This is a genomic window from Lactobacillus sp. C449L, from assembly GCF_059900815.1.
On record NZ_JBWXGA010000005.1, the window covers coordinates 1 to 26,837 of the forward strand.

Sequence of the window (26,837 nt, forward strand, 5' to 3'; positions counted from 1 at the left end):
CACTCGCTCTTTGTCAACTGGTTTGGCTTGAATTCTTTTGTCGTCTTTGACGCTTAAACCTCTTGGTTTGCGCCCGACGACAGTTATTTATACTAGCAACTATTTCTTCCTTTTGCAAGTCTTTTTTATAAAAAAAGAATGTTATTTCTAACATTCTAGCTTAATCCTTGATCTGACGAATTTCTTTTTATTCTATTGAGATTGGTCAGTAACAAGTTAATACATTGATAAACATCGCGAATATCGTGTTTGCACTCGTGAATGATCCAGTTATAGGTAATGGCATAAATACCATTAGCTACAAGCTCGACTTGTCTAACTGAAAATGCTCTTCTAGGACGAAGGTAGTTTTCAATTGCTTGGGCAAGTTCTTTTCGAAGAACTTCATAAAAACCACGTGGGTCTTTTGAAATTAGAATTATGTTTAGGAAAAAGATATGACTTTCTTTAACCTTTAGCAACATTCGAAAGAACATTTCTCCCATTGTTTCATTTTTAGAGCTACGCAATGTTCTCCTTAATTGAATTGTCATAACAGAAGCAAATAGATCAGTGATATTTGAATAACGCGTATAGAAGTATCCTCGACTAACTTTAGCTTCTTTACAAAAATTCATTACTGTGTAGTGCTCAACTACGTTCTTTGAAAGGCCATCCCTTAACACTTTCTCAAACTTTGTTAATTTCATCCATATTCCTCCTTAAGGTTATGGTATTTTAAATATATCAATAAAACCGCTAACATACCACACGCTTAAAGATGGGTTATCAATTAACCTTATTTTGTTAAAAGCAAACCGCAGGTGATTTTCAGTTAGCAAAAAAGCAAAACTAAAAGTAGTTTTGCTTTCTGCTAAGAATTATTGTCGCGGCGTTTTTTACGCTGCTGTTTAGCTTTACGAATTTTATGACGCTGTTCAATTTTGTTCTTTTGCGCTTTATCTTGCTGAATTACACGCTTGATTTTCTTCTTGTATCCAGGTTTGCGATTTTTTTTGGCTTTTTTAACATAGCCACCGACTTTCCCATCAATCGCATACGACGAACTACTGCGATTATTGCGACTATGATAGTGCTTGCGCGGTACCAGTTCATCATTTTTAATTTCAACAAAATCAAAGTGAATCCCCATTTTTTCTAGACCACTAATTTGATTCATCTCTTCGGCATGAATCAGTGTAACAGCGTGTCCGCCCAGACCATTTCTTCCAGTGCGCCCAATCCGATGGATAACAAATTCTAAATCACGAGGAATTTCATAATTAACAACCAAACTTACGCCGTCAATATCTAATCCGCGAGCTGCCAAATCAGTGGCAACTACATATTGGTACTGACCTGCTTCAACTTCCCGCAAGGTCCGCTTTCGCTCTCGCTCAGTAATTCCTCCGTGAATTTTGGCAACTTTCAGACCATGTTCTTGCAAATAGTAGGTTAACTCATCCACTTTCTGTTTAGTATTAGCAAAAATCAGCGCCAAATAAGGCTGGCCCATTATTAACAATTGATATAAAATCTTTTTTCGACTCTTAGAGCCTACATCAATTAAATCATTTTTGATTGTTGGCGAAATAACCGCAGGATTGTCAATCACAATCTGCTTTGGTTTAGACATGTACTTACGTAAGAAATTCGCTAACTTAACAGGGATTGTTGCTGAAAATGCTGCAAAAGTAACATCTTTAGGTAGTCTTTGAGCAATGAAATCAATGTCATTTAAAAAGCCCATATCCAAGGTCATATCTGCTTCGTCAACGATAAAATCTTTAATATAATCTAAAGGTAGTAGTTTTTTTTCTACAAAATCATGTAAGCGTCCCGGAGTGGCAATTACAATTTGCGGCTTATGACTGCTGATTTTCTTTAACTGTCTTTCACGGTCATTTCCACCTGCAAAATGGGCAATTGAAATATTTAGATTGGATGCATCCCGTAACTGACGAGCCACCTGATACAATTGTTCTGATAATTCGCGACTGGGCGCAGTTAAAATTGCCTGCGGGTATGTCAGCTCTTCATCAATATCATTTAATATTGGTATCAAAAAAGAGTGCGTTTTTCCAGAGCCGGTAACCGCTTGAACGACGGTACTTTCGTGCCGCAATAAAACGGGAATTACTTCTTCCTGTACTTGGGTTGGTTTACTAAAGTTAATTTTGGTTAAACCAGCTCGAATTGCAGGCTTTATTGTCTCGTCTGTAAAAATATTATTCATTTTTCTCTTTGTATTCCTTAGTTACTTGAACGAGTTCAGCAAAAATTTGCTTAACCTCATTCATGTCCTTGGCGTTGGCGCCACTTGCCAAGGCATGCCCGCCGCCATCATGCTTAGCAGCAAGTTCATTAATAATTGGGCCTTTTGAGCGATAGTGAACACGAAAAGTACCGTCAGGTTTCTCAACAAAAACGTTCCAGGCAATAATATCTTTAATTCGTCCCGGTGTTGAAACAGTACATGATGCTTGATCAGAATCTACACCTAATTTTTGTAAAGCAGCTCTAGATAAAACAGCATAAGCTGCTCCACTAGGATCAACTTTCATATACTCTAACACTTCCGCCTGCAGTTTTGCTTGAGCAAAAGTTACATCACTAATATTACGAGCAATTTCATTAATATTAATCCCGGTTGCGGTTAACTTTGCAACTACGTTAAAAGTGTGCTCAGAGGTTTCAGGATACATAAACCTACCCGTATCGCCAACAATACCAGCATATAACGGATAAGCAACTTCAGCAGTCAACGGTAACTTTTCTTCAATAATAAAATCAGCTACGATTTGAGAAGCTGCTGGAGCTTCATCATCTACAAAACGCAAATCACCGTATGGTTCAACATCAGGATGATGGTCAATTTTAATTAAAAAATCACCTTTACTATACATTTTATTTGCAATCCGGGCAGTGTTTCCAGTGTCCGTTGTAATGACTAAAGCGCCTTGATAGTCGGCCTCAGTCACTTTATCCATGGAATTAATCCAAGCTAAATCGCCCTCGTCATTTTCACCAGCACATAAAATTTTTTTATCTGGAAATCTCAGTTTTAAAGACCGTGCTAAACCTGCTTGTGATCCTAACGCATCAGGATCTGGACTGGTATGGCGGTGCAAGATAATGGTCTGATACTGCTGGATTTTTTCGTATATTTTAGGAAAAGTATTCATTTTTACTCCTTCACAATCTTCTAAGTACTTTAACTAGTTTAACAGAAAATATACGTTACTTAGAAAATAATTCTAAATCGATATTCTCAAAATCTGATTCTGAAAAGTCAGTTGCAGTTATTCCCAAAAGTCTGATTCCATCTGTCAAAAACGGTCCTGAGATTGGACTAAAAAGTTCATGGACAGTTTCAAAAATTTCAATTGAATCGTTGGTTGCATGGGGGAGTTTACGCCTTTTAGTAAGTGTCTCAAATTCACTATTGCGCATTTTTAGAACAATAGTATTAGCATAAAGATCTCGTTTACTTAGTTTTTTAGCCAAATCAACCGCATAGCCACGAATCTTACTTAAAGCAGTTTGCTCATCGTATAAACAAGGTTCATAGGTTCGTTCAATCCCAATCGATTTACGATTGCGTTCATTATCAGGGATTACACGCGATAAGTCGATTCCATGGGCATGTATAGCCATTTGATAGCCCATCCGATTAAACTGCTTTATCAATTCGCGAACATGAATTTGTTGTAGTCCCTTACCCGTGGAAATACCCATTTCTGCCAGCTTTTCTTGCGTCTTTGGTCCAATGCCATGAAAATTACCAATTTTTTGTCGTGCCAAAAACAGCTTGGCTTCATCGGGCAAAATGACTGTCCGACCAAATGGTTTAGAATATTCAGAACCCATCTTGGCCAGAAACTTATTATAGGTTGCCCCAAAAGAACAAGTCAGTCCTTCTTCATCTCGAATACGGTTTTGTAAGTCGATTGCGATTTGAACAGTAGATGTTTGTCCTAGTTTATTTTCGGTTACATCCAAATACGCTTCATCTAAAGAAATTGACTCAACTTTATCAGTAACTTCATGCATTAATTGATGAATTTCAACTGAAACACGGTGATATTTTTCAAAATCAGGGCTCATAAAAACAAGTTTTTCTTTGGGGATCATTTTTAGTGCTTTGATAGATGGCATGGCTGAATGAACGCCAAATTGGCGAGCAACATAGTTAGCCGTTGAAATAACGCCATGGCCATGGTTTTGTCTTGGATCTTGCCCAATTACCAATGCTTTATCTTTTAGACTGGAATTATCGCGCATTTCCACGGAAGCATAAAAAGCATCCATGTCAATATGAATTATCTTACGATGTGTGTCATTTTCGGGCAGTAAACCGTCGCTAAAATCACTCATAAATCCAACGCTCTGTCGGCGATTCAAAAATTTCACTTGCAGCTTTTGGTCCCATTCGATACGGCAAGTATTGCTTAGGCTCTTGTCCTTGCTCATTATCCTCTTGCCAAGCTGCTTCAATCGCATCAATGAATTTCCAATAATTCTTCAGCTCACTCCAATGAGTAAAGTTAGTTGAATCATTAACAAAAACATCATGGAGAAGGCGTTCATAACCATCAGGTATTTTTTCTTGTTCTTCTTTAGAAAAAAGATATTCCAAATTTTCACGGCGAATACCAGACTCATTGATTTTTTTGCCGTTAATAGTAATAAAAATCTGCATTTCAGGATCAATTACAATTGTAATATTATTCGAATGTGCTTGACCATATTGGTTAGACATGTGCTTTAAAACAATATCAATACGGTTCTTTTTCTCCCGCATTTCCTTACCGGTTCTAAAATAAATCGGTAGTTCAGCTAGTGGTCCCTTTTTAAACTTTACTTCCCCAGCAACAAAAGTTTCAGTATTAGAATCAGGTGCAACATTAGCCTCTTGGCGATAACCAAAAGTTGTATCGCTACCTAAATATTGACCGCGAACAAAGTGTTGATCAACTTCATCTTTGCTTGGAATAATCATACTGTCTAGCAACTCTTGTTTAGCTTCGTGAATGCTCTTTGACGAGAGGTCTTTTGGCTCCGGCATTGCCAGTAAGGTAATAATCTGGAAAATATGATTTTGTACCATATCACGAAGCGCACCAGAAGTTTCGTAATAGCCTCCGCGAGCTTCCACTCCCAGCTGTTCAGCTAAAGTAACTTGGATATTTTTAATAGCAGAATGGTTCCAGACATTTTTAACTAGAGGATTAGTTAGTCGCAAAGGTAAAATATTCTGCACCATTTCCTTACCTAGATAGTGATCAATACGAAAAATATCGTCTTCAGCAAACGAGGTCGTAATTTGCTTGTTTAACTCTTGAGCTGTTATTAAGTCTCGACCAAATGGCTTTTCTACTACGATTCGATTAAAACCGCTACTAGTTAAGTGCTGATCATTAATATGTTGCGCGATTTGTCCAAAGAAGCGCGGTGCCATAGCCAGATAGAAAATGCGATTGCCTTGAGCGCTATAACGATTATCAAGTTCCTGAGCCAGATTTTTTAAGGTTTCATAATGTTCGACATTAGTCACATCGTGAGACTGGTAATAAAAATGACTTGCAAAAGCTGTAAGGTCATTTTCATCAACTTCATTATGAGTTTCGTGAACTGCGTCACTGACCTGTTCACGAAGATATTCATGCGACCAAGGACGACGAGCAGTGCCAATAACCGCAAAATTGTCGTGAATTAGTCCTTGTTCATATAAATTGAATAATGCTGGATAAAGTTTCCGATGAGCTAAATCACCACTTCCACCAAAGATAATCATAACCACTGGAATATTTTTCATAAGAAATTCCTTTCGATAAGTACTTTTGTCAATTCTATTTTATAATATTTTCTTGCTAAACATTAGCTTTTAACTACCTTTAATCAAAAATAGCCAGAAAACTGCTCTAGCTAACTCATTTTCAGTAAAAGAAAAAGCACCGTAATGGTGCTTTTAACTTTGATAAAATTACTTCTCAGAATCGTCATTTGACGAAGCCGAATTATCTCCAGCCGGCGTTTGCGAATTTGATTCTTTTTCCGCTGGCTTTTCTTCTTTACTGTCATCAGCAGTTTTTTCTTCAGCTGCAGGGGTTTCAGATTCTGTCTCTGCGCTTGCGGACGGAACAATTTGTTGAACCGCCATGCGACTGAAAGTTAAATAGATTCCGTCAGCATCAAGCACAATTGTTTTGTCTTTAGAATTAACTGCATCAATTTTACCATGCAGACCGTCAATCATGACAACTTGATCACCCTTTTTCAGCTGATTCATCATTTCCGCTTTCTTTTGTTGCTGATTTCTCTGGGGCCTGATCATCGTAAAGTACATCAGGGCAATCAAAACAATAAATACAACAATTGTCCACATACTGCTCATACCATTATTATTACTTTTAGCTGCTAAAAATAGAGTATTCAAAATTACACCTCATTGTTAAAAAAATATCAATTACTTTATTATACAAAAATCAATTGCATTTTGCACTTATTCGTCTGGAATTGGCAAACCTAATTGCAAATATGCCTTTTCGGTGACTACTCGACCACGCGGTGTCATTAGTAAGAAACCATGTTGCATTAAATAAGGTTCATACAATGATTCAACTGTTTCTACGTCTTCTCCAGCATTGGCTGCAATTGTCCGTACCCCAACTGGACCACCGTGATAGTTTTCAATAATTACCCGCAATATTTTCCGATCAGTCTGATCAAGACCTTCATCGTCAACTTGTAACTGCTTTAAAGAGTCCCTTGTTGTTTCAAAAGAAATCACTTTTTCACCCTTGACCTGGGCAAAATCACGCACTCTTCTAAGTAGACGGTTAGCAACTCTAGGAGTACCGCGAGAACGTCTAGCTAATTCATGTGCTGCTGGCAAATCAATTTTGATATCAAAAACGTTGCTAGACCGTTGAATGATTTTTTCAAGTTCGCTAACATTGTAGTACTGCAAGTGTTCAACAATACCAAAACGATCGCGTAAGGGTGCAGACAGCTGTCCAGCCAAGGTAGTTGCCCCAACTAAAGTAAAAGGCGGTAGTGGCACATGAACAGCATGCGTTGTTTGCCCTTCGCCAATAACTATATCAACGTAATAGTCTTCCATTGCGGAATAGAGTACTTCCTCAATCGGCTTAGCCAGACGATGAATTTCATCAATAAATAAAATATCACCAGGATTCAAATCCGTTAAAAGTGCCACCAAGTCACCAGCTTTTTCAATTGCTGGCCCACTCGTACTTTTCAGGTGAACACCAAGTTCGTTGGCAATCACAAAGGCAAGGGTAGTTTTGCCAAGACCCGGAGGACCATATAATAAAACATGATCAAGAGCTTCATCACGTTTTTTGGCAGCTTCAATATAAACTGCCATTTCTTTTTTTACTCGTTCTTGCCCTAGATATTCGCTCAGACTTTGCGGGCGCAGGGAGAATTCGGCTTCTTGTTCTTTTTGTCCTTGAACTTCACTTGAAGTTATTGAGTTTTCATCGTCCACTACTAGTTTCACTTCCTTTTAAAACATCATTTTTATTATAACAAGAATTATTTCTTTAAGAGCAAAGACAATCCCTTTTTAATATATTGATCCGCAGTAGTTGCTTTTTCTTTTGCTAAAACCGGAGAAATTCGCTCGACTTCCTTTTTAGTGTAGCCCAGAGCTAGCAATGCAAGTAATGCATCGTTAAGCTCAGGCGAAAATTCTTGTTCTGAGAACTTGTCATCCTGATGAACGTAATCACCTAATTTGCCTTTTAAGTCAAGCACAATTTGCGAAGCGGTCTTTTTTCCAACACCAGGAAAACGGGTCAAATATTTAACCTCACCTTGTTCAATTGCTTCAGCCAATGAATTACTATTCTCAGCTGCCATAATTGCCAAGGCTGACTTAGGACCAATTCCACTAACACTCAATAGTTTTAAAAACAATCCTTTATCATCTTCAGTTTGAAAACCATACAAAGTAATTCCGGTATCACGCACAATTTGTTCAATAAAAACGCGTGCTTTTTGTCCTTCTCTGTATGCAAAAGGACTGGGACTAAAGACTTTATAGCCCACTCCTCCAACATCAATAACAATAAAGTCAGGTTTAATTACCGAAATTACACCGGAAAGATATTCATACATTAGTTATTCATCCTTCTTAAACATTTTATTCAGTTCGATTTGGCGCAAACGTACTACTACTATCTTACCCTGCGCATCATGGTATGGATCAGCAATTTTTCTTAAACTAGTCAAAAGATCGCCGCATTCCACAGTAGTTAGTTTTTTACGTCCGGGAATCAGACGTTTTGACTGGTCGGCTGCTATTCGTTTAACTAAGTTAGCAGCGTCAGTTTTATCAACGTTTAGATAACTATCAATAATTGATCTTACTGATTTTTCAAGATCACCAGCTAGCCAAGTTGGATAAGAACGCATAATAAAAGTATCTTGACCAAATTCTTCCAGATTAATACCAATCTGTTTAATTTCTGCTAGTTTGTCTTTAATCTGAAGATAATCCAAATTACCAAATTCTAAAATCATTGGCGTCAAAAGCCCCTGTTGCGCTACTTTTTGGTTAGCAATTTCTGCACTAATCTTTTCAAAAGCAATAAGCCGACGCGCGGCGACTTGGTCAATTAAGTAAATATCATCATTATTGGCAGCAATAATGTAGGCATTGGTTTGACCGATTAAGTTGAGTTCAGGCAGACTGCTTGCTAGCAGCTCATCTCCGGTAGAAATAATTTCATCATTATTTTTTGAATGCGAAAATGGAGTTAGTCTGACCTGTTTAGCAACATTTTCTTTCCAGGAAGCTGTTACAATATAACGGTCATTCTCTTGCGGAACATTTAAATCTACATATTGTGAATGAGCAGCTGGCTGAATTTCAACTGCTGCCCGCTCACGAACTTCATCAACAGGCGATTCTGGACGTTTAGTTTCCACTACATTTTTATTGAGATTAAATTTTAACTGGTCAATGCGCGTCTCCTCTTTTGAGGAAACCAAGTTTTCTATCGCACTAGCTTGAGCGTCCTCACCTAAGAGTGAACTGCTAATTGCATTGGTAATCAGGCGACTTAATTCGGTTTCTTTAGAAAGTCTTACTTCGCGTTTAGTGGGGTGAACATTAACATCAACTAATAACGGATCAACTTTTATTTTAACTACAGCTACTGGATAATGTTTTGCAGCCAAATTAGTACCATACCCGTCCATCACAGCAGTAGCAAGTTGAAAATTATTAATATAGCGGCCGTTAAGCAGTATTGAAATATAGTTGCGCGTTGAACGAGTTAAATTAGGCTTTGAAATTAAGCCTTCAACCTCAAAATCATTATCGCTGCTTTTAAAGGGCAACATCTTCTCCGCAATGGAGCGACCATAAACACTAGAAACAGTTTGCTTTAAGTTACCATTACCTGCTGTTCGAAGTAAAAGTCGTCCCTCGTTAACCAAAGTCAAGGCAATTTCAGGGTATCCTAAAGCAATGCGATTAACAATATCAACAATTTTTATAATTTCAGTACGCGGACTTTTTAAGTATTTTAAACGAGCAGGCGTATTATAAAATAAGTCTTTAACTGTAATCTGCGTACCCTTAGTTGCAGCTGCATCTTCTTGGACAGTTTTTACTCCAGCAGAAAATTCAGCTCGAGTGCCAGCTGCTCCTGAACTATTAGTTAAAATCTCAACATGACTGACAGCAGCAATAGAAGCCAAAGCTTCTCCACGAAAACCAAGTGTAGCAACATTAAACAAATCATGCTCATTATTAATCTTGCTAGTTGCGTGACGAGTAAATGCTAAATCAATTTGATCACTTGAAATTCCGGAACCGTTGTCTTGAACAATGATTTGCTTTAAACCAGCATCTACAAAATCAATTCTAATTCTGGAACTGCCAGCATCTATGGCATTTTCAACCAGTTCTTTGACTACGCTAGCTGGTCGTTCGATTACTTCACCAGCAGCGATTTGATTAGATAAGTTAATTGATAATTCATGAATTTGTGCCATGATTATTTTTCATCCTTTAAGTCCTCTTGCCAGCTTTCAACTAGTTGCATTACCTGCAAGGGTGTTTGATCTGCCAAATATAGATTCGAAATTTCATCTAAAACATCTTTTTCTTTATCTGTTATTTCATTATCAGTATTTCCTGCAATTTCAGTTCCATTTACTTTTTCTTCGTCATTTGTGGTACTAAACAAATCTAATTGCGCTGAAGCGGGACCAATATTACTGCCTTGCGCCTCTAAACGATTTAATAGTTTTGTTGCTTTGCGCAGAACCTTACGCGGTAAACCAGCCAGTTGCGCGACGTGAATTCCGTAACTCTGATCAGCAGGTCCGGGTAGTATTTTGTGCAAAAAAATCAGTTTGCCATTTTCTTCCGTTGCACCAACATGAATGTTCTTTAACCGCGGCAAAGTTTGCTCTAAAGCCGTTAGCTCATGAAAATGGGTAGCAAATAGAACTTTAGCCCCCACCTCATCGTGTAAGTACTGCACAATTGCTCCAGCTAAAGCCATTCCATCATAGGTCGCAGTGCCGCGACCAATTTCATCAAGCAAAATCAAACTGCGCTTGGTAGCATTTTGCAACGCATCATTAGCCTCAGTCATCTCGACCATAAAAGTGCTTTGGCCAGAAATCAAGTCGTCAGCTGCTCCTATTCTGGTAAATATTTGATCAAAAATGGGTAAATCAGCTTTCTCCGCTGGTACAAATGAACCTACCTGAGCCATTACAGCTATTAACGCCATTTGCCGCATATAAGTACTTTTACCAGACATATTTGGACCGGTAATTAAAAAGATATCAGTATTATCAGCTAGTTTCACATCATTAGGGATATATGAACCATTCTGCATGACCTTTTCAACGACTGGATGTCGTCCTGAAACAATTTTAACGTCTTGATTATTGGAATGGAAGTTGGGCCGACAATAGTTGTTTTCTTCAGCTACTTGCGCAAAAGCACAAAAAACATCAAGAGCAGCAATCTGAGAACCCAGGTTTTGCAGGGCTGAAATGTATTTTTTTACTTCTTCACGAAGTTTCACAAATAGCTGGTATTCTAAATCAGTAGACTTAGTTTGTGCTTCCAAAATTAAATTTTCGTGTTCCTTTAATTCTGGCGTAATATAACGCTCCGCATTGGTTAGCGTTTGCTTGCGCGTATAACGATCTAATGGCACCTTGTTTTTATTAGAATTAGTCACTTGAATATAATAGCCAAAGACCTTATTGTAACCTACTTTAAGGTTTTCAATTCCTGTCTTTTGACGTTCAGACTGTTCAAGTTCGGCTAACCATTTTTTGCCATTGTTCATTGCATCACGATAGCGATCTAATTGGCTGTCGACACCATCCCGAATCAAGTTGCCCTCGGTCGTCAATATTGGAGGCTGCTCAATAATCGTTGAGGTAATCAGCTTAGCGATTCCTTTTAATGGATCAATCTTTTGCGCAAAAGACTGTAAAATATTGCTATCCGATTTTTCTAGAGCATCCATGATTGTTGGGACAGCATCAAGAGAATGGGCTAATTGCAATAGTTCGCGGGCATTTACGTTACCAAAAGCAATTCGACCCGTTAAACGCTCAAGGTCATAAACTCCCTTTAAAGCATCAATTACATTTGCACGAGTGAAATAACCATCAAGTAACGCTTGCACCATTTCTTGACGTTTAGTTAAACCATCGACTGATAAAAGCGGACGGCTAAGCCATTGCTTTAGCAGTCTTCCACCCATTGCTGTGTGCGTTTTATCAAGTACCCAAAAGAGCGAACCCATTTTTTTGCCTGTTTTAGCAGAAACGGTTAGCTCCAAGTTATCCCGCACGGTATGCGACATTTGTAAATACTGGCTAACTTCATAACTACGCGCAATCTGCAAATGGGCCAAACTGCGGCGCTGCGTTTGCAACAAATACCCTACAAGCTGCTTAACAGCAGCTTTTTCAGCAGGGTTAGTTAGATTTTGTTGCGCATAGGAAATTTCCGCATGTTTCTCAGCTAATTCAACTGGCTTGGAAACTGTGATATTTGCTTTTTTCAAAAATTCACTCTCTGAGTCGCTTAAATGTCCATTGTAAACAACTTCACGCGTACGCAAAGAGAGAAGTTCATTAGAGACTGCATCAAAAGTTTTTAAATGCGTTGCAAAAATCTCTCCTGTTGATAAGTCGCTATACGCAAGACCAAAACAATTCTTGGTTGTTATTAAGGAGGTTAAATAATTTGCTTCTTTTGCTTCGCTTGGCTTGTCATTCATCAACGTTCCAGGCGTAACTAATTGGATAATGCCTCGTTTAACCATTCCTTTAGCATCTTTGGGGTCTTCAAGCTGCTCACAAAGAGCCACTTTATATCCCTTTTCTACTAGAGTATCAACGTAAGAATCAACCGCAACATGAGGAACGCCGGCCATTGGAACTGGATTTTCAGCTTTGTTTGAACGGTGAGTCAAGGTTAGTTCTAGAATTTGCGCACCTTTGACTGCGTCATCTTCAAATAGTTCATAAAAATCGCCGACACGATAAAAAAGAAAAGCATCGGGATATTGTTTCTTAATTTCATGATATTGCTCCATCATCGGAGTTAGATTTGCTTTCGCCATTTATTCCTCTTCTTTTCTGCTTTACTGTTATTCATTATACGCTAAACAATCGTGCAAAAGAAAAAAAGACCGTAATTTAAAAACGATCTTTTAAACATTAATCAAGTTATATTGCAGCTTAGCTGTAAACTACACGAATTACCTTTAAGCAATATGTCCTTCAATACTCTGAAGATCAGCTTTGCCATCCATTTCGACGATTGCGGTAATCGCAGCAGTAATTCCTTTAACGTCATCAGCTAAACTAAGACTAGGAGTTTCCGGTCGGGCAACAACTTGTTCAGGCAAAAACGGAATATGCATAAAGCCAGCTTTCAAATCATGAAATTCCTTATCAATCATGTATTGTACTTGGTACATAATATGATTGCAGACAAAAGTACCCGCAGTGGTTGAGACCAGCGCAGGCAAACCTGCTGCACGAATCGCCCGGACCATTGCTTTAACTGGCAATTGAGTGAAGTAAGCATTTTGACCATCTTCATGAATTGGCGTGGCGATTGGTTGATAGCCCTTATTATCAGCAATTCGGCCATCGTCAAAGTTAATGGCAACTCGTTCAGGCGTTAGCGCAAATCGACCACCTGCTTGACCAATATTCAACACGTAGTCAGGCTTTTCCTTAACGACTGCGTCATGAACAACCTGGGCACAGTCTCCAAAAACAGTAGGAATTTCAACCTTAACAATTTGGGCACCGGCAATTTCATCGTTCAGCCGTTTTACTGCCTCGATTGCAGGATTAATTTTATCATCACCAAAAGGATCAAAACCGGTTACTAAGATTTTCATTGTTTATTCTCCTTTACTTAGGATATTAAAAAGCCAAAAAGTACATTAAAACTATGTGAACCAGCAACATAATAATTGCTATTGGGAATTGCTGCTTAATGACACCTAGCGGATCTTTCATCTCCATCAAAGCTACTGGCAGAGTGTTAAAGTTAGCTGCCATCGGAGTCATTAATGTGCCACAATACCCAGCAGTCATTCCAAGTGTTGCTACAACAACAGGTGAACCTCCCTGAGCTACAACAAAGGGAATACCAATTCCGGCAGTAATAACAGCAAAAGCAGCAAAAGCATTACCCATGATTGCAGTAAAGACAGCCATAGCAACACAATAAAGACTAACACCTAATAAGTGATTTCCGACTGGAAATAAACCGGAAATAATTTTAGATGTCACTTCTCCAACGCCAGAAGCAGTGAAGACAACTCCTAACGTGGCAAGAAGTTGTGGAAGAATACCAGCTGAGCCCACTGATCTAACCATTCTTTGGGTATCTTCGTATGCAACACTAACATTTGACCTAGTTAAGACCATTGCAACAATTAAGGATACTAACGCTGCAATCCCAATACCTACCTGACCACCTAGTTTAGTAAATTGTGCAATTACAAGTGCCAAAATTGCTAATAAGATACTTGGAAGAAAAATCCAATTACCAATTCGACTAACAGTCTTATCCGCAACTTCTTCAGGCAATTTTTTTATGTTCCCAACACGAACCTGTTTAAGTAAAGACAGTAACGCAATTATTAAAAGAAACGCACCACTTACTTCACTGGGAATCCACTGTCCAACACTAAATAAAATAGCAAACAAGAACCAAAAAAGGCCAGTTCCCCAACGTACTGGGTTAGTTTCATCACGCCAAGATTCAATTGCAGCTGCCAAGAAAAACAACCCGATTACAATAAAAAATGCTAGTAGAAAATTGCTTATGAAAACATCATTAATCGTTGAGTCTAAAAAATGGTCTAAGCTACTTTTGAGAGCAACAAGATTATTCCAAATACTTCTAATGAGAGCAGCAAGGTTATTCCACATACTTCCTAAAAAATCACCCATTTATTTTGCACTCCCTTTTTTTATCTTGTTATCAAAAATATGGTTGTATATTAGGCACAAGACATAACAAATCACAGCAATTGGTAACGTATATAAAACGACCCCTGAAGCTGCAATTGGGTGCCCTAATGACTTCATAGTACTTGTTATTAACAAAACACTTGATGAGGCCACAAATAAGTTTTGAGCAAAGAAGTTACCAAAATTCTCACTAGCAGCAGCACGCCCTTTAATCTGGTCAATTTCTAAATCAGTTAGTTCTCCATTTATTTTCCCAGCAGCCTGCGCCATTGGATTGATTAGTGGCGCAATAAACTGAACTTGTCCTTGAAGAGATATCCCAAAAGCAGCAGCCAATTCGCGGATTGCCGTATAAATATCAAAAATTCGACCAGGAGTAAGATTATTTAATTTTTGAATTAAATTGGAAGCGGCCTTTTTTAGACCATGTCTCTCAATAATGCCAATTGTTGGTAAAGTTAAGAAAAAGAGCGAAACCATCCGGTTATCTATAAATCCTTTACCAAGAATTTGTAAAAATTTAACGAAATCAATCCCTGATACTAAAGCAGTGACCAAAGCCGAAATAACAACTACGGCTACAGTATCAAGTCCAAGGGCAAAACCCACGACTATCACTAAAACGCCAAGTAAGCTTAAATATTCCATTAGCCTTCCTTTCTTGTATAGAAACACAATAACAAGTAAATATGTTAATATTTTTATAATATAATGTCAATTAATTATTTATAGCTACTATATATTAGGCTTATATTTCGTGCTTTCTTTTTGCTGAAAAGGCTGTATTTCTTGTGATAATTTAAAAAAATTCTTTTTTCAATATTAATAACTTCGTATTATTTTTTTAATCTTCATGTGTAGGAATATTTATAAGAACTAAGATTAACATAGTGCATTTTTCTAACAATGGTAGAACAAAAAAGAACTGCTCAAAAGAGCAGTTCCTTTTTAAATCAGCAATAACTATTAATTTTACATCATACCAGCGTTTGCAGCTGCAGCGTTAGGATCTTCAGCAGGCTTGTCTTCTGGAATTTCTGCAACTACTGCTTCTGTAGTCAATAGTAAAGCGGCGATTGAAGCGGCATTTTGTAAGGCAGTACGAGTTACCTTAGTTGGATCAATAATACCAGACTCAACCATGTTTTCCCATTTATCATTAGCAGCGTTGTAGCCAACTTCAGGAGCTTGACTTTCTAACTTATTCAAAATAACGGAACCATCTTCACCAGCATTTTCAGCAATTTGACGAACTGGAGCTGTTAATGCTCGTAAAACAATGTTTATACCAGTTTGTTCATCGGCATTGTCACCTTTAAGATCCTTAACATCATCCTTAACATCAACTAAAGCAGTACCACCACCGGCAACATAACCTTCATCAACAGCTGCACGAGTTGAGTTTAAAGCATCTTCGATGCGGTATCTACGTTCCTTTAATTCGGTTTCAGTAGCAGCACCGACGTGAATAACAGCTACTCCACCAGTTAATTTTGCAAGACGTTCTTGCAACTTCTTCTTATCAAAGTCAGAAGTAGTTTCTTCAATTTGCTTTCTAATTGAATCTTCACGTTCTTTAATAGCTTCTTCTGAGCCAGAACCATCAACAATAGTAGTTGAGTCTTTAGTTATGGTGATACGACGAGCTTGACCCAATTGATCGATTGTAGTGTCTTTTAATTCAAGTCCTAAGTCTTCGGTAATTACTGTACCACCAGTCAATGCGGCAATATCCTGTAATTGTTCTTTACGACGATCGCCAAAGCCAGGAGCCTTAACAGCAACAACGTTAAATGTACCACGAATCTTGTTCAAAACTAAAGTTGGCAAAGCTTCGCCAGAAACATCATCAGCAATAATCAACAATGATTTACCTTGTTGAACGATTTCTTGCAATAATGGCAAAATGTCTTGGATGTTAGAGATCTTCTTATCAGTAATTAAAACATACGGACTCTCAAGGTCTGCTTCCATCTTATCGTTGTCAGTTACCATATACTGTGACAAGTAACCACGATCAAATTGCATACCTTCAACAACTGACAACTCAGTTTCGATACCACGTGAATCTTCAATAGTGATAACACCGTCATTGCCAACTTTTTCCATTGCGTCAGCGATTAAGTCACCAACTTCTTTTGAAGCAGATGATACTGAAGCAACTTGGGCAATTTGGTCCTTAGATGAAACAGTGTGACTAACCTTGTGTAATTCATCAACAACTGCCTTAGTAGCTTTTTCAATACCGCGACGAACACCAACTGGGTTTGCGCCAGCCGTTACGTTCTTCAAACCTTCACGAACAATTGCTTGTGTCAAAACAACTGCAGTAGTAGTACCGTCACCAGCAATATCGTTAGTTTTTTGAGCAGCTTCCGCAACTAGCTTAGCACCCATATTCTCATAGTGGTCTTTTAATTCAATTGCCTTAGCAATTGTAACCCCATCGTTAGTAATTTCTGGGTTGCCATATGATTGCTCCAAAACAACGTTTCTTCCCTTAGGTCCAATTGTTGCTTTAACTGTGTCAGCTAACTGATCAACACCCTTTAAAAGGGAACGTCTTGCTTTTTCTGAAAATTTAATATCTTTTGCCATAATATCCGCTCCTTTGATTACTTAACAACTGCTAAAATATCTTTTTCGTGAAGGACTAAGAATTTTTCACCTTCGTATTCAACGTTAGTGCCAGAGTACTTATCGTATAGAACAACATCGCCTTTTGCCACAGACATTGGGATTTTAGTGCCGTTTTCAGCATAACTGCCTTCACCTACAGCAACAATTTCACCTTCTGTTGGCTTTTCTTTCGCATTAGAAGCGAGAACGATTCCGCCTACAGTCTTTTCTTCTTCTTCTTTTACTTTTACGATCACGCGATCACCAATTGGTTGTAACACGTTTGTCCCTCCTATATTTAATTTAAAATCTATTTAATTATGGTTAGCACTCCTAATGACCAAGTGCTAACTTACAAATATGATAATAAACCCTTTAACAAAAAAATGCAAGAAAAAATTAGCACTTTTTTGCTCAAAGTGCTAATTTACTTAAATTGGTTATATTGATAGCTTTACTTACCTTTATCTGAGTCGAGAAAATAAATTAAAGTTTGCAGTTCAGTTGCTAGATCAACATTCTGAATTCGCACACCTGCTGGTGCCGATAAGCGAATAGGCGTAAAGTTCATAATGCCTTTGATACCCGCTTCAACCATTTCATCTGCTGTTTTTTGGGCAGAATCAGATGGAACCGTTAAAATTGCAATCGTAATTTGTTGGTCACTTAATTGCTTTTTCAAATCTCGCATTTCGTATACAGGAACACCACTTAAGATTTTCCCTGTAATTTTTGAGTCAATATCAAAAGCACAAGAAATACGAATATTGTTGCTTCTTTTAAAATTGTAGTTGAGCAAAGCATGACCTAAATTACCAACACCAACCAAGGCAACATTAGCTAACGTATCCTGATTCAAGATCTTTTTAAAAAATGTAAGCAGGCTTTTTACATCATAACCATACCCACGTTTACCTAGAGCACCAAAATAAGAAAAATCGCGTCTGATTGATGCACTATCTACTTGAACTGCTTCGGACAGCTCCGTAGAAGAAACTTTTTCTTTGCCAGCTTCATTCAAAATAATTAAATATCGATAATAAAGTGGCAGTCTTTTAGCTGTCGCTGTGGGTATTTTGATTTTTTCCATTTTTAAAAGGCCTCCAACTTGTGAATTCCATTCATCAGTTAAGATTATTTTACCTATAAGTTGATGATATTTGCAAATACTTTTTTTCACAAGCTTAGAATTATTGATACAGTGAGTTTAGGTCAACAACATACCAAGTTTCCATAAAATCTTGTTACGCTTAAAATCAGCCCGGTTTAGATTACGATTTTTTGATTTTTTAAAATCCAAGCCAAACAAGTACGCAGTAATTTTGTTTGATATGCTAAAATGGTTTTTAGGTGAAAAATATGATAATTGCACAAGGACACGATTTAGAAAAACAATTTGGTGCCACTACCTTATTCAATCATGTCAACTTTTCCATTGATTCAAATGCAAGAATTGGACTAGTTGGACCAAATGGCGTCGGCAAAACCACTTTGCTTAAAATCATGACTGGTGAAGAAGAAGCTACTCATGGCGAATTTACTATTAACAAAGACATTGATGTTGGCTACATTGCTCAGGAAAATGGTCTAGATGAAAATAAAACTATTTGGGACGAAATGCTGACTGTTTTCGCATCCCTGATTAAAATGGGCAACCAAATTCATCAATTGCAAGAACAAATAGCTAATCAACCTGACGATAAGCAGCTTTTAAAACAATATGACCAATTGCAGTTCAATTTTGAACAACTAGGTGGTTATACCTACCAAGCAGATATTAAGAGCATCTTGAATGGATTTAACTTTCCTGAAAGCACTTGGTCAAAAGTGATTGGTGATCTTTCGGGAGGCGAAAAAACTCGTCTGTCATTTGTAAAACTGCTTTTGCGCAAACCACCATTACTTTTATTGGATGAGCCAACCAACTACTTAGACTTAGACACGTTAGATTGGCTTGAGAATTTTCTAAAAAGCTACGCAGGCGCTATTCTGGTTGTTTCGCATGATCAGTACTTTTTAGATCATTTGGCTACTCAGATTTTTGAATTACAATTCGGTAAACTGACTTCTTTTAAAGGTAATTACTCGGATTATGTAGCTGAGCGCAGTTTACGTAATCGTCAGCAAGAAGAAGCCTACGAAAAACAACAAGAGAAAATCAAAAAAGACGAAGATTTCATTCAAAAAAACCTAGTTCGTGCCAAAACTACTAAAAGGGCTCAAAGTCGGCGTAAGCAACTAGAGAAAATGGAACGAATTAATCCGCCAAAGCATAAATCCAAGGTACGTATTAATTTCCAAAGTGAGCGTTCTTCTGGCAAAGAGGTTTTAATTTTACGCGATTTGAGTATTGGCTATCCGACTAAAACCATGGTCAAAGATATTTCCCTCCAAGTTAATAAAGGCGACCGTGTAGCTGTTATTGGACCTAATGGGATAGGCAAATCAACTCTGCTCAAAACGATTATGCATGAGCTTGAGCCTAAAAGTGGATCCATTAAGTATGGGGCAGCACTTGATATTGGTTATTATGACCAAGAATTGCAGCTACTTGAGCCAAATAAAACTGTTATTGACACTGTTTGGGATCGGCATAAAACTATGCCAGAACGAGACGTTAGATCGATTTTAGCAAGCTTTCTTTTCACAGCTAAGGACATTGATAAAACAGTTGCCCAGTTGTCTGGAGGGCAAAAAGCTCGATTGACACTGACGGTTCTATCTTTAGAGCATAACAATTTCTTGCTCATGGATGAGCCAACTAACCATTTGGATTTAGAAGCTAAAGAAGTTTTGGAACAAGCGCTACAGAGCTTTGACGGTACTTTACTTTTTGTTTCTCATGATCGATATTTTATTAATCAGCTTTCCAATAAAATTGTTGAGATTAAAGATCAACACGCAAGAATATATGACGGTGATTATACATATTACTTAGATGAAAAAAATAAATTTATTAGTAATAATACTAGTGATTTTAACAGCGACGAAGTTAGCAACCCTGCCGAAACAAAAGCTAATAAATTATCATATCAAGAACAAAAACAGCTTGATTCCCAAAAACGAAAACTTGAACGTCAAGTTGAAAATATTGAAGCTAAAATTTACCAGCTTGAGAAAAAGCAAGAGGAAATTCAAACTGAAATGTCTAACCCGGAAATTGCAACGAATTTTGATAAGTTGGGACCACTTCAAGAAGAGCTAACTCAAATCCAAACTGAATTAGCGCAAGCTAATAAGGACTGGGAAGCAGCCCTAACCAATCTTGATGAATTTAATTAACTTTTAGACCTCTATAAACCAAAAAATCCTAATTTTAAAATACTAAAAATTAGGGTTTTTTGTTGAGCTTTTTAGTTATTCAAACTGGGACAAACGATTTTTCCAGAAATGCATTCGACTGCATGCCCACCAACCAATATTTCTCCGTGATGGTCCAAGTTAACAGCAATTTTCCCAGCACGATTTAGTTTCTGTCCTTGACTGGCTGTATATTGCTGCTTTTCTAAAAGATGATGCTTTTTGATTAAAACTGCTACTGCACCATTGCCACTACCGCAAACAGGATCTTCGTGAACACCTTGAGCTGGAGCAAACGAACGAACTTCCACCGCAGTATCTCCTGTTTGCATTGCAAAGACAGTTACTCCTGATGCATTAGGTGGCAGCAACTTTATTAGTTCTTCATCATTTGGTTCTAAAGCCAAGATGGTATCAACCGAATCAAAAAACATCGTGCACCAAACTGCGCCGATATCTATCATTTCTGAAAAGATAATAGCTGACGCTTTTTTAACACCTAATGCTTTTCCTATCTTTTCTTGAAGCTCACGCTTGATTTCAGTGATTTTAGGTTTGGGTAACGCAAATGAAATTTGACCTTGGTCTAAGTAGATTGGAACTAAACCTTGCTTACACTCTTGAATTAGACAATTTTGATTTTTGGGTACTATGCCATTATTTAAAGCTACTTGAGCTGATCCAATAGTGGGATGTCCGGCAAAGGGCAACTCTGCTCTAGGTGTAAAAATTCGCAAACGATAATCCGCTCGCGGATTGCTTGGCGAGCAAATAAAGGTAGTTTCAGATAAGTTTGTCCATTTTGCAATCAACTGCATATCTGAATCACTTAGCTGGTCACCATCATTAATTACGGCTAGAGGATTTCCGTAATATGGATGTTTAGTAAAAACATCGATTTGACTATAAGTTAGTTGTTTTTTCAAGGTATAACTACCTCCATATTTATAATTATTGCTATTTAAAGCGCTTTGCTTATAATATTATTAAACTACTTAAAAGCGGGTGTTAAAATGGAGAAATTACGTTTTGCTCTTTAATTTTCAATTAAATTAAGGAGAATTCAAATGAAATACGTAACAAGTAAAAATATTGATTTAGTTCAAATGACTGAACTATATAATAGTGTTGGTTGGACAGCATACACCAAAAATCCAGCTGCGTTACAGCAAGCGATGTTAAATTCACTTTTGGTAATCGCGGCTATCGATAGAGATAAAGTAGTCGGATTAATTCGCGTTGTTGGTGACGGCATTTCAATTATTTATATTCAAGACCTTTTAATTGCTCCGCAATATCAAAGGCAAGGTGTTGGCTCGCACTTAATTGAGCTTGTTCTTAACCAATACCAATCAGTGCGCCAAAAAGTGTTATTGACTATCGATGAGCCTCAAACTCGCCTTTTTTATGAAAAATGTGGTTTTGTTTCTTGTGACCGCGGCGAACTAGTGGCATTTTATCGAGAGTTTTAAAAAAGAAATGGGTTGACCATAAGACTGGTCAACCCATTTTTGCTTAATTAATCATATTTTCTGCATATGGCAATTCCAAGGAAGGATTAGCATTTAAGGATAAATCAGCAAATTTTCCTTCGTTATATAAATTGTAAGCTGCCGCACCAATCATAGCAGCATTGTCACCACATAATTTTAAATCTGGCAAAATCACTTTTGGTTTCAAATTTTCAGGCAAATGTTCAATTTCGGCATTCATATAATCACGTAGCCCTCGATTAGCTGCAACGCCGCCGCCCATAATGAATGTTTGGGGTTGGAATTTTTTGATTGCCCTAATTGTCTTAGAAACTAAAACATCGACAACTGCTGCCTGAAAGCTTGCAGCTAAATCATATTTATTAAGTTCTTGATTAATTTGATCGGCATGATGACAAGTATTGATAAACGCACTCTTTAAGCCAGAAAAGGAGAAATCGTAATCGTTATCTTCCATCATTGCACGTGGAAATTCAAAAGTATCTTTACCTTTGTGGGCCCAGTCATCAATTGTTTTACCTGCAGGATAATTGACGCCTAAGACACGGCCTATCTTATCATATGCTTCTCCAGCAGCATCATCACGCGTGTCACCAACTATTTCGAAATGAGTTGCATCCTTTAGCAAAACAATTTCCGTATGACCCCCAGAAACTTGCAAAGCGAGTGCTGGATATGCGATTTCAGCAGTTAGCTGCGCAGCCATAATATGTCCCATAATATGATCAACACCAATCAGTGGAATTCCCGTAGCCATCGAAGCAGCTTTTGCAGCACTAACCCCAATAAGCAGCGCTCCGACAAGTCCAGGACCATAAGTTACCGCAATCGCATCAATGTCGTTCCAAGTTACATTTGCTTCTTGCAAAGCCTCTTTAGTAATTTGACTAATCACTTCAATATGATGGCGGCTTGCTACTTCAGGTACCACGCCACCAAAGCGTTGGTGGCTCTTAATTTGAGTAGCAACAATCAAACTTTCGATTTCTCTGCCGTTTTTGACAACTGAAGTAGAAGTTTCATCACATGAACTTTCATAAGCTAAAATATGAATATCTTTTTTACGATCCAAATTTATTTCCCTTCTTTTGAGTTAGGCGTTAATTTTAAAACCATATTTAGCCCATCTTTATGAACATCTTGATAGTAATTTGGGCGCACAAAATTGGTCACAAAGCCAAAACTGTGATAAAGGGTTTTGGCAACTTCGTTATCAATTCTGACTTCCAAACTCATAAGTTGACAACCCTTGTTTTGGGCAAAGTCAATCATCAAACGCATCAAATATGTACCTAATCCTTGACCTTGCCAGCTTGGATCAATTGTAATATTGGTAATATGTGCTTCCTCTTTTTTCAGGCTCATCCCAATCATGCCAACTAATGTTGATTCATGATAAACAACTAAGTATAAAGAGCTTCTTTTGCGTAGTTCCATTCGGAAAATTTCGGGCGCCCAGGGCGAGTGACCATTATAGGCATTCGCTTCTAAAAAAATCAAATTGGCAATATCATTTTCGCGAGCACGCATAACTTGCAGAGTCTGACCATTTAACGTAAATACAAACGGCTTAAATTCGAGTTTGCTTTTATTATAGCTTGGATTGGAACTTATCCAATGAACTAGGTTTTCAAACTTCTTCCACATAATTACTATCAGATTCAAACGGTTTGCCCGTTTTCTTATGCCAGTCAACTTCTGCTTGAGTGCGTCGCAAGTATTTTGGCAACAATAGGTCAGGATTAACCGGTTGCGCATTAACCGCTAGTTTACCAATCAAACCCGCATGCATTATATTTTGATTCTCACTACCAAAGCAGTAAGAAATGCCAATTTTATCAATCAGTTTTTCCTGCTTTACAAAACCGGTACCAACAAAAACAATTTTTTCAATATTATGACTATTAACATAGTCTTTAACTGCGTCAAGTAGAGTTTCAATATGGTAGTGACCATCATTAATGACATTTATGGGACAATTATTTTCGTTATAATATCCGCCAGCGAAATAGTTGTCATTGCGGGCATCAATTCCAGCAACAATCAAAGTATTTTGTTCTTGACAGCTAGCAGCTAAAGTCTGCAAGGTTGATACACCAACAACTTCTTTACTTAAAATGCTGGCAAACATTTTAACGGTAGTTACGCCAATACGCAAGCCAGTATATGAACCAGGGCTAATGGCAACAGCAAAACGATCAATGTCCTTTAGTTTTAGGCTATTCTCAGTTAGAATTTTTTCAATTAATGGATCAAGGTGTTCGCTATGATTTCTTTCATCGCGCTCACTTTTTTCAACAATTACTTTATCGTCCTCGTTCAAAGCTACACTAAGTTGATTAGTCGCGGTTGACACACTCAGAATTTTCATTTCAGATTACTTTACCTTTTTAAAATCTATTTTCTAATTTTAACACGCGAAAGAGCCTGTAAAACAAAGTAAATTACCATCATTTCTAGCCAAGGCGCAATTACTTCTTTAGGCAGCCGTTGAATTAAAGCAACACTAAATTCCATACCGTATAAAAAGTGAAGCCATAACGTGTTCATACCAATGTTCACAACTACTGTAACCAATAGGGTTGCAAGGATAATTCGCCAGATTTTAACTGGTTTTTTATAGAAGAAAAAGCCATAAATAAATGGTGCAACCATCGCACTTAGAGTGAACCCTAGAAAAAAGCCACCTTGATTGCCGAACAAGGCTGACGAAACAAGGTCGCTAATACAGCCTCCAACTGCACCCCAAATAGGGCCAAATACGTAACCTAAAAGTACACTTCCAATGAAGCCTAGCCCTACGTGAACGATTGTGGTGCCTACTGAAAAGCGACTTAGCACAATTTTAATAGCAACAATAAAGCCCAAAAGAATCAGGTCACGTAGTTCGACCTTGAACATTTCCTTGGTAGTCATTTGGACCACTTTCTTTCATAAATAAACTTGGCATTAAGCCTCGTTTAATTATATTACAGTTTGCGCCAAGTTAGTTCACAAACGGCTTTGTCATTCCGATCTTCATCTTCAATCGTGTGATACGACTTAACCCCATTTTCGTCTTCAATAAGACTGACACAAGCAAAAGGAGTCTGCGCATATCTCACTTCTTGATTAAATTTAATGTCGATTTCCGATACCACATGAGACTTGAGAAAATCACGGTCTAGTGTGTCAATAAACCAGTTGAAATAGTGCCCATTGGTCATATGATGGTTAGTATCTAAATCGTCATAGCGAACGCGATACTGGCGTTTTGACTGGTATTCACTTTGCGGCTTTAAGCGCGGAAAACGTGGTAGCTTCTTTAACAGCGGAACGCCAATTTCCTCCATCATTTCTTTATCAGTAGAAACCAGTTTACGCTCTTTTAAATCAAACAAAACCCATTCGCTTTTGGCTGAAATTAACTCGTTACCTTTCTTATCAAGAAATTGGTAATCACGATACTCTAAAAAGCGATTATAGCCAATCGGCTCAGTGGTTAAAGTGATTTCCTCGTTGGGCTGCGGCCATCTAGTAACTTCAACATGATATTGTGTTACCACCCAACCAAGTCCTCGACTATTAAGGGCATCAGTGCTTGCCGCTCCACTGTCTAATTGGTGCTCGGAAACACTCATCATTAAATTAATCATGGCTGGCAAGCGCAAATGTTGATTCTCATCACATTCATAAAAATTTACTTTATGTTGTTCACTATACTTCATTTTATTTACCTACTTTTGGTGATATTGTTCATATAATTCGTTTTTGGAAACTTGATTCGCCGTTGCAACTGCTTTAATCGCAGATTTTTTGCTTTCGCCTTTATCAACAAGATTGTTGACTAGATCAATTAGTTCAGGCCAAGTTAGTTGCTTTCGCTCCGCAGTATTAGGTGAAACTAAAATAACAAATTCTCCGCGGGGCATATTTTGGCTAAAATACTCATTTAGTTCTTTTATCGTGCCTCGAACAAATTCTTCATGGATCTTAGTCAGTTCCCTAGCAGCCACAATTTCTCTTGCGGGAGCAAAAACAGTTGCCATAGTACTAAGAGTTTTTACCAAACGATGTGGCGCCTCATAAAAAATTGATGTTGCTCGCGCTTGCTCCATTTGCTCAAAAAGAGGTTTTTGCTCACCTGCTTTACGGGGCAAAAAGCCATAATATGTAAACGGCTGAGCATCAAAACCTGACGCAATTAAGGCTGTTGCAAAGGCTGATGCCCCGGGAAGCGGCACGACCGGAAGATCATTTTTAATACACTCTTGGACTAATAGGTAACCTGGATCAGAAATAACTGGCATCCCGGCATCGCTAATTTCCGCAATTACTGCACCGTTTTTCATTAGGTTAATAAGTTCAGGCGCACGTTCTTTTGAATTGTATTTATGAAAAGAAAGCATTCGATTATGTACGCCAATCTTTTCCAATAATACACCACTTGTTCTGGTGTCTTCAGCCGCAATATAATCGGCATCTTGCAAAATTCTCTTTGCCCTAATCGTAATATCTTCCAAATTGCCAATTGGAGTAGGCACTAAATAAAGTTTGCCTGTATCTTGACCGTAACTAATTTGCCGCTGCATTTTTCAGTCCTTTAACGCGCTTTCTTTTTCTCACCAAAATTATCCAGTATATCTACGCAAAACATACAATCTGAATTTGGATCACGATGTGAGCCATAGTACATATTACAGATATGATAACCTGAATTATAAATTTTACGCAATGACTCAAGACCACTATGGGTTTTAACTGAGTTATTTTGGGCATTGCTCATTTTATCCATTTTTTCACGCAAAAGCTCATTTTCTACCTTAAGCTCGGTATTTTCTTTAAGCGTTTCTAAAATGTTATTTTCAAGGCTCTCGATTGTTTTAGTCATACTGACCATTGAATCATGAAGCTGTTGCAATTTTGAGTATGAATCTTCCATAAAGC

At 37.8% G+C, this 26,837-nt stretch carries 26 protein-coding genes; 2 read left to right on the forward strand and 24 right to left on the reverse strand.

The genetic code is table 11. From position 1 onward, the window contains the following. Positions 1-155: 155 nt before the first annotated feature. The 16 genes from AC2JF9_RS07140 to AC2JF9_RS07215 form a co-directional block, all read right to left on the reverse strand. Positions 156-689: a hypothetical protein gene (locus AC2JF9_RS07140; protein WP_500726439.1), complete on the reverse strand. Its 534-nt coding sequence runs from the start codon at positions 687-689 to the stop codon at positions 156-158. Positions 690-853: 164 nt separating this feature from the next. Next, on the reverse strand, positions 854-2,215 hold the full coding sequence (locus tag AC2JF9_RS07145; RefSeq protein ID WP_500726441.1) for a DEAD/DEAH box helicase: 1,362 nt from the start codon (positions 2,213-2,215) through the stop codon (positions 854-856). Next, positions 2,208-3,164, reverse strand: a complete 957-nt coding sequence (locus AC2JF9_RS07150) for a DHH family phosphoesterase (protein ID WP_500726443.1) — start codon at positions 3,162-3,164, stop codon at positions 2,208-2,210. Before AC2JF9_RS07150 ends, AC2JF9_RS07145 begins: the two co-directional genes overlap by 8 nt. Before the next feature lie 55 nt (positions 3,165-3,219). Continuing rightward, on the reverse strand, positions 3,220-4,356 hold the full coding sequence (dinB, locus tag AC2JF9_RS07155) for a DNA polymerase IV (protein ID WP_500726445.1): 1,137 nt from the start codon (positions 4,354-4,356) through the stop codon (positions 3,220-3,222). Next, positions 4,349-5,797 carry a glucose-6-phosphate dehydrogenase gene (gene zwf / locus AC2JF9_RS07160; protein WP_500726447.1) on the reverse strand — a complete coding sequence of 483 codons (1,449 nt, stop codon included), beginning with the start codon at positions 5,795-5,797 and terminating at the stop codon, positions 4,349-4,351. The genes dinB and zwf overlap by 8 nt, the downstream gene beginning before the upstream one ends. 168 nt (positions 5,798-5,965) lie before the next feature. Further along, entirely contained in the window at positions 5,966-6,418 is a 453-nt protein-coding gene (gene yajC, locus AC2JF9_RS07165; protein ID WP_500726449.1) for a preprotein translocase subunit YajC, read from the reverse strand. A 66-nt stretch (positions 6,419-6,484) separates the two neighbouring features. Continuing rightward, on the reverse strand, positions 6,485-7,507 hold the full coding sequence (ruvB, locus tag AC2JF9_RS07170; protein WP_500726451.1) for a Holliday junction branch migration DNA helicase RuvB: 1,023 nt from the start codon (positions 7,505-7,507) through the stop codon (positions 6,485-6,487). 35 nt (positions 7,508-7,542) lie between these two features. Continuing rightward, complete coding sequence (ruvA, locus tag AC2JF9_RS07175) at positions 7,543-8,127, reverse strand: Holliday junction branch migration protein RuvA (RefSeq protein WP_500726453.1); 585 nt, start codon at positions 8,125-8,127, stop codon at positions 7,543-7,545. A 3-nt stretch (positions 8,128-8,130) separates the two neighbouring features. Beyond that, positions 8,131-10,014, reverse strand: coding sequence for a DNA mismatch repair endonuclease MutL (gene mutL / locus AC2JF9_RS07180; protein ID WP_500726455.1), 1,884 nt, complete (start codon positions 10,012-10,014; stop codon positions 8,131-8,133). A 2-nt stretch (positions 10,015-10,016) separates the two neighbouring features. Further along, entirely contained in the window at positions 10,017-12,599 is a 2,583-nt protein-coding gene (gene mutS, locus AC2JF9_RS07185; protein WP_500726594.1) for a DNA mismatch repair protein MutS, read from the reverse strand. A gap of 168 nt (positions 12,600-12,767) precedes the next feature. Continuing rightward, positions 12,768-13,415 carry a pyroglutamyl-peptidase I gene (gene pcp, locus AC2JF9_RS07190; RefSeq protein ID WP_500726457.1) on the reverse strand — a complete coding sequence of 216 codons (648 nt, stop codon included), beginning with the start codon at positions 13,413-13,415 and terminating at the stop codon, positions 12,768-12,770. A gap of 25 nt (positions 13,416-13,440) precedes the next feature. Then, on the reverse strand, positions 13,441-14,478 hold the full coding sequence (locus AC2JF9_RS07195) for a DUF979 domain-containing protein (RefSeq protein ID WP_500726458.1): 1,038 nt from the start codon (positions 14,476-14,478) through the stop codon (positions 13,441-13,443). Continuing rightward, a complete protein-coding gene (locus tag AC2JF9_RS07200) occupies positions 14,479-15,147 on the reverse strand; it encodes a DUF969 domain-containing protein (protein ID WP_500726460.1) in 669 nt (222 codons plus the stop codon). Positions 15,148-15,471: 324 nt separating this feature from the next. Beyond that, positions 15,472-17,097, reverse strand: coding sequence for a chaperonin GroEL (groL, locus tag AC2JF9_RS07205; protein ID WP_500726462.1), 1,626 nt, complete (start codon positions 17,095-17,097; stop codon positions 15,472-15,474). A gap of 17 nt (positions 17,098-17,114) precedes the next feature. Then, complete coding sequence (gene groES, locus AC2JF9_RS07210; RefSeq protein ID WP_500726464.1) at positions 17,115-17,399, reverse strand: co-chaperone GroES; 285 nt, start codon at positions 17,397-17,399, stop codon at positions 17,115-17,117. A gap of 173 nt (positions 17,400-17,572) precedes the next feature. Then, on the reverse strand, positions 17,573-18,208 hold the full coding sequence (locus tag AC2JF9_RS07215; protein ID WP_500726466.1) for a redox-sensing transcriptional repressor Rex: 636 nt from the start codon (positions 18,206-18,208) through the stop codon (positions 17,573-17,575). A 269-nt stretch (positions 18,209-18,477) separates the two neighbouring features. Here AC2JF9_RS07215 and AC2JF9_RS07220 point away from each other — a divergent pair, with 269 nt between their 5' ends. Continuing rightward, positions 18,478-20,400, forward strand: a complete 1,923-nt coding sequence (locus tag AC2JF9_RS07220; protein WP_500726468.1) for an ABC-F family ATP-binding cassette domain-containing protein — start codon at positions 18,478-18,480, stop codon at positions 20,398-20,400. Positions 20,401-20,471: 71 nt separating this feature from the next. Here the strand turns inward: AC2JF9_RS07220 and AC2JF9_RS07225 are convergent, their stop codons facing one another. Continuing rightward, on the reverse strand, positions 20,472-21,344 hold the full coding sequence (locus tag AC2JF9_RS07225; RefSeq protein WP_500726470.1) for a PhzF family phenazine biosynthesis protein: 873 nt from the start codon (positions 21,342-21,344) through the stop codon (positions 20,472-20,474). Positions 21,345-21,485: 141 nt separating this feature from the next. Between AC2JF9_RS07225 and AC2JF9_RS07230 the strand changes: the two genes are divergently transcribed. Then, entirely contained in the window at positions 21,486-21,890 is a 405-nt protein-coding gene (locus AC2JF9_RS07230) for a GNAT family N-acetyltransferase (RefSeq protein ID WP_500726472.1), read from the forward strand. A 43-nt stretch (positions 21,891-21,933) separates the two neighbouring features. Here the strand turns inward: AC2JF9_RS07230 and tsaD are convergent, their stop codons facing one another. The 7 genes from tsaD to yabA are packed head-to-tail and all read right to left on the reverse strand — an operon-like array spanning position 21,934 to position 26,832. Continuing rightward, complete coding sequence (gene tsaD / locus AC2JF9_RS07235; protein ID WP_500726474.1) at positions 21,934-22,983, reverse strand: tRNA (adenosine(37)-N6)-threonylcarbamoyltransferase complex transferase subunit TsaD; 1,050 nt, start codon at positions 22,981-22,983, stop codon at positions 21,934-21,936. Positions 22,984-22,985: 2 nt separating this feature from the next. After that, complete coding sequence (rimI, locus tag AC2JF9_RS07240; protein ID WP_500726476.1) at positions 22,986-23,576, reverse strand: ribosomal protein S18-alanine N-acetyltransferase; 591 nt, start codon at positions 23,574-23,576, stop codon at positions 22,986-22,988. Further along, a complete protein-coding gene (tsaB, locus tag AC2JF9_RS07245) occupies positions 23,542-24,282 on the reverse strand; it encodes a tRNA (adenosine(37)-N6)-threonylcarbamoyltransferase complex dimerization subunit type 1 TsaB (protein WP_500726478.1) in 741 nt (246 codons plus the stop codon). The genes rimI and tsaB overlap by 35 nt, the downstream gene beginning before the upstream one ends. 26 nt (positions 24,283-24,308) lie before the next feature. Beyond that, entirely contained in the window at positions 24,309-24,827 is a 519-nt protein-coding gene (locus AC2JF9_RS07250; protein WP_500726480.1) for a folate family ECF transporter S component, read from the reverse strand. A gap of 53 nt (positions 24,828-24,880) precedes the next feature. Further along, the gene (locus AC2JF9_RS07255; RefSeq protein ID WP_500726482.1) at positions 24,881-25,618 is read right to left on the reverse strand and encodes an acyl-[acyl-carrier-protein] thioesterase; all 738 of its coding nucleotides are present in this window, start codon (positions 25,616-25,618) and stop codon (positions 24,881-24,883) included. 9 nt (positions 25,619-25,627) lie between these two features. Next, positions 25,628-26,482 carry a 16S rRNA (cytidine(1402)-2'-O)-methyltransferase gene (gene rsmI / locus AC2JF9_RS07260; protein ID WP_500726484.1) on the reverse strand — a complete coding sequence of 285 codons (855 nt, stop codon included), beginning with the start codon at positions 26,480-26,482 and terminating at the stop codon, positions 25,628-25,630. 11 nt (positions 26,483-26,493) lie between these two features. After that, positions 26,494-26,832: a DNA replication initiation control protein YabA gene (gene yabA, locus AC2JF9_RS07265; protein ID WP_500726486.1), complete on the reverse strand. Its 339-nt coding sequence runs from the start codon at positions 26,830-26,832 to the stop codon at positions 26,494-26,496. Between the last annotated feature and the right edge of the window lie 5 nt (positions 26,833-26,837).

Bases quoted from the DNA above. Each gene is read 5' to 3' on its own strand.
- AC2JF9_RS07140 (WP_500726439.1), bottom strand. From the start codon at position 689: ATGAAATTAACAAAGTTTGAGAAAGTGTTAAGGGATGGCCTTTCAAAG.
- AC2JF9_RS07145 (WP_500726441.1), bottom strand. From the start codon at position 2,215: ATGAATAATATTTTTACAGACGAGACAATAAAGCCTGCAATTCGAGCT.
- AC2JF9_RS07150 (WP_500726443.1), bottom strand. From the start codon at position 3,164: ATGAATACTTTTCCTAAAATATACGAAAAAATCCAGCAGTATCAGACC.
- dinB (WP_500726445.1), bottom strand. From the start codon at position 4,356: ATGAGTGATTTTAGCGACGGTTTACTGCCCGAAAATGACACACATCGT.
- zwf (WP_500726447.1), bottom strand. From the start codon at position 5,797: ATGAAAAATATTCCAGTGGTTATGATTATCTTTGGTGGAAGTGGTGAT.
- ruvA (WP_500726453.1), bottom strand. From the start codon at position 8,127: ATGTATGAATATCTTTCCGGTGTAATTTCGGTAATTAAACCTGACTTT.
- mutL (WP_500726455.1), bottom strand. From the start codon at position 10,014: ATGGCACAAATTCATGAATTATCAATTAACTTATCTAATCAAATCGCT.
- mutS (WP_500726594.1), bottom strand. From the start codon at position 12,599: ATGATGGAGCAATATCATGAAATTAAGAAACAATATCCCGATGCTTTT.
- pcp (WP_500726457.1), bottom strand. From the start codon at position 13,415: ATGAAAATCTTAGTAACCGGTTTTGATCCTTTTGGTGATGATAAAATT.
- AC2JF9_RS07195 (WP_500726458.1), bottom strand. From the start codon at position 14,478: ATGGGTGATTTTTTAGGAAGTATGTGGAATAACCTTGCTGCTCTCATT.
- AC2JF9_RS07200 (WP_500726460.1), bottom strand. From the start codon at position 15,147: ATGGAATATTTAAGCTTACTTGGCGTTTTAGTGATAGTCGTGGGTTTT.
- groL (WP_500726462.1), bottom strand. From the start codon at position 17,097: ATGGCAAAAGATATTAAATTTTCAGAAAAAGCAAGACGTTCCCTTTTA.
- AC2JF9_RS07215 (WP_500726466.1), bottom strand. From the start codon at position 18,208: ATGGAAAAAATCAAAATACCCACAGCGACAGCTAAAAGACTGCCACTT.
- AC2JF9_RS07220 (WP_500726468.1), top strand. From the start codon at position 18,478: ATGATAATTGCACAAGGACACGATTTAGAAAAACAATTTGGTGCCACT.
- AC2JF9_RS07230 (WP_500726472.1), top strand. From the start codon at position 21,486: ATGAAATACGTAACAAGTAAAAATATTGATTTAGTTCAAATGACTGAA.
- tsaB (WP_500726478.1), bottom strand. From the start codon at position 24,282: ATGAAAATTCTGAGTGTGTCAACCGCGACTAATCAACTTAGTGTAGCT.
- AC2JF9_RS07250 (WP_500726480.1), bottom strand. From the start codon at position 24,827: ATGACTACCAAGGAAATGTTCAAGGTCGAACTACGTGACCTGATTCTT.
- AC2JF9_RS07255 (WP_500726482.1), bottom strand. From the start codon at position 25,618: ATGAAGTATAGTGAACAACATAAAGTAAATTTTTATGAATGTGATGAG.
- rsmI (WP_500726484.1), bottom strand. From the start codon at position 26,482: ATGCAGCGGCAAATTAGTTACGGTCAAGATACAGGCAAACTTTATTTA.
- yabA (WP_500726486.1), bottom strand. From the start codon at position 26,832: ATGGAAGATTCATACTCAAAATTGCAACAGCTTCATGATTCAATGGTC.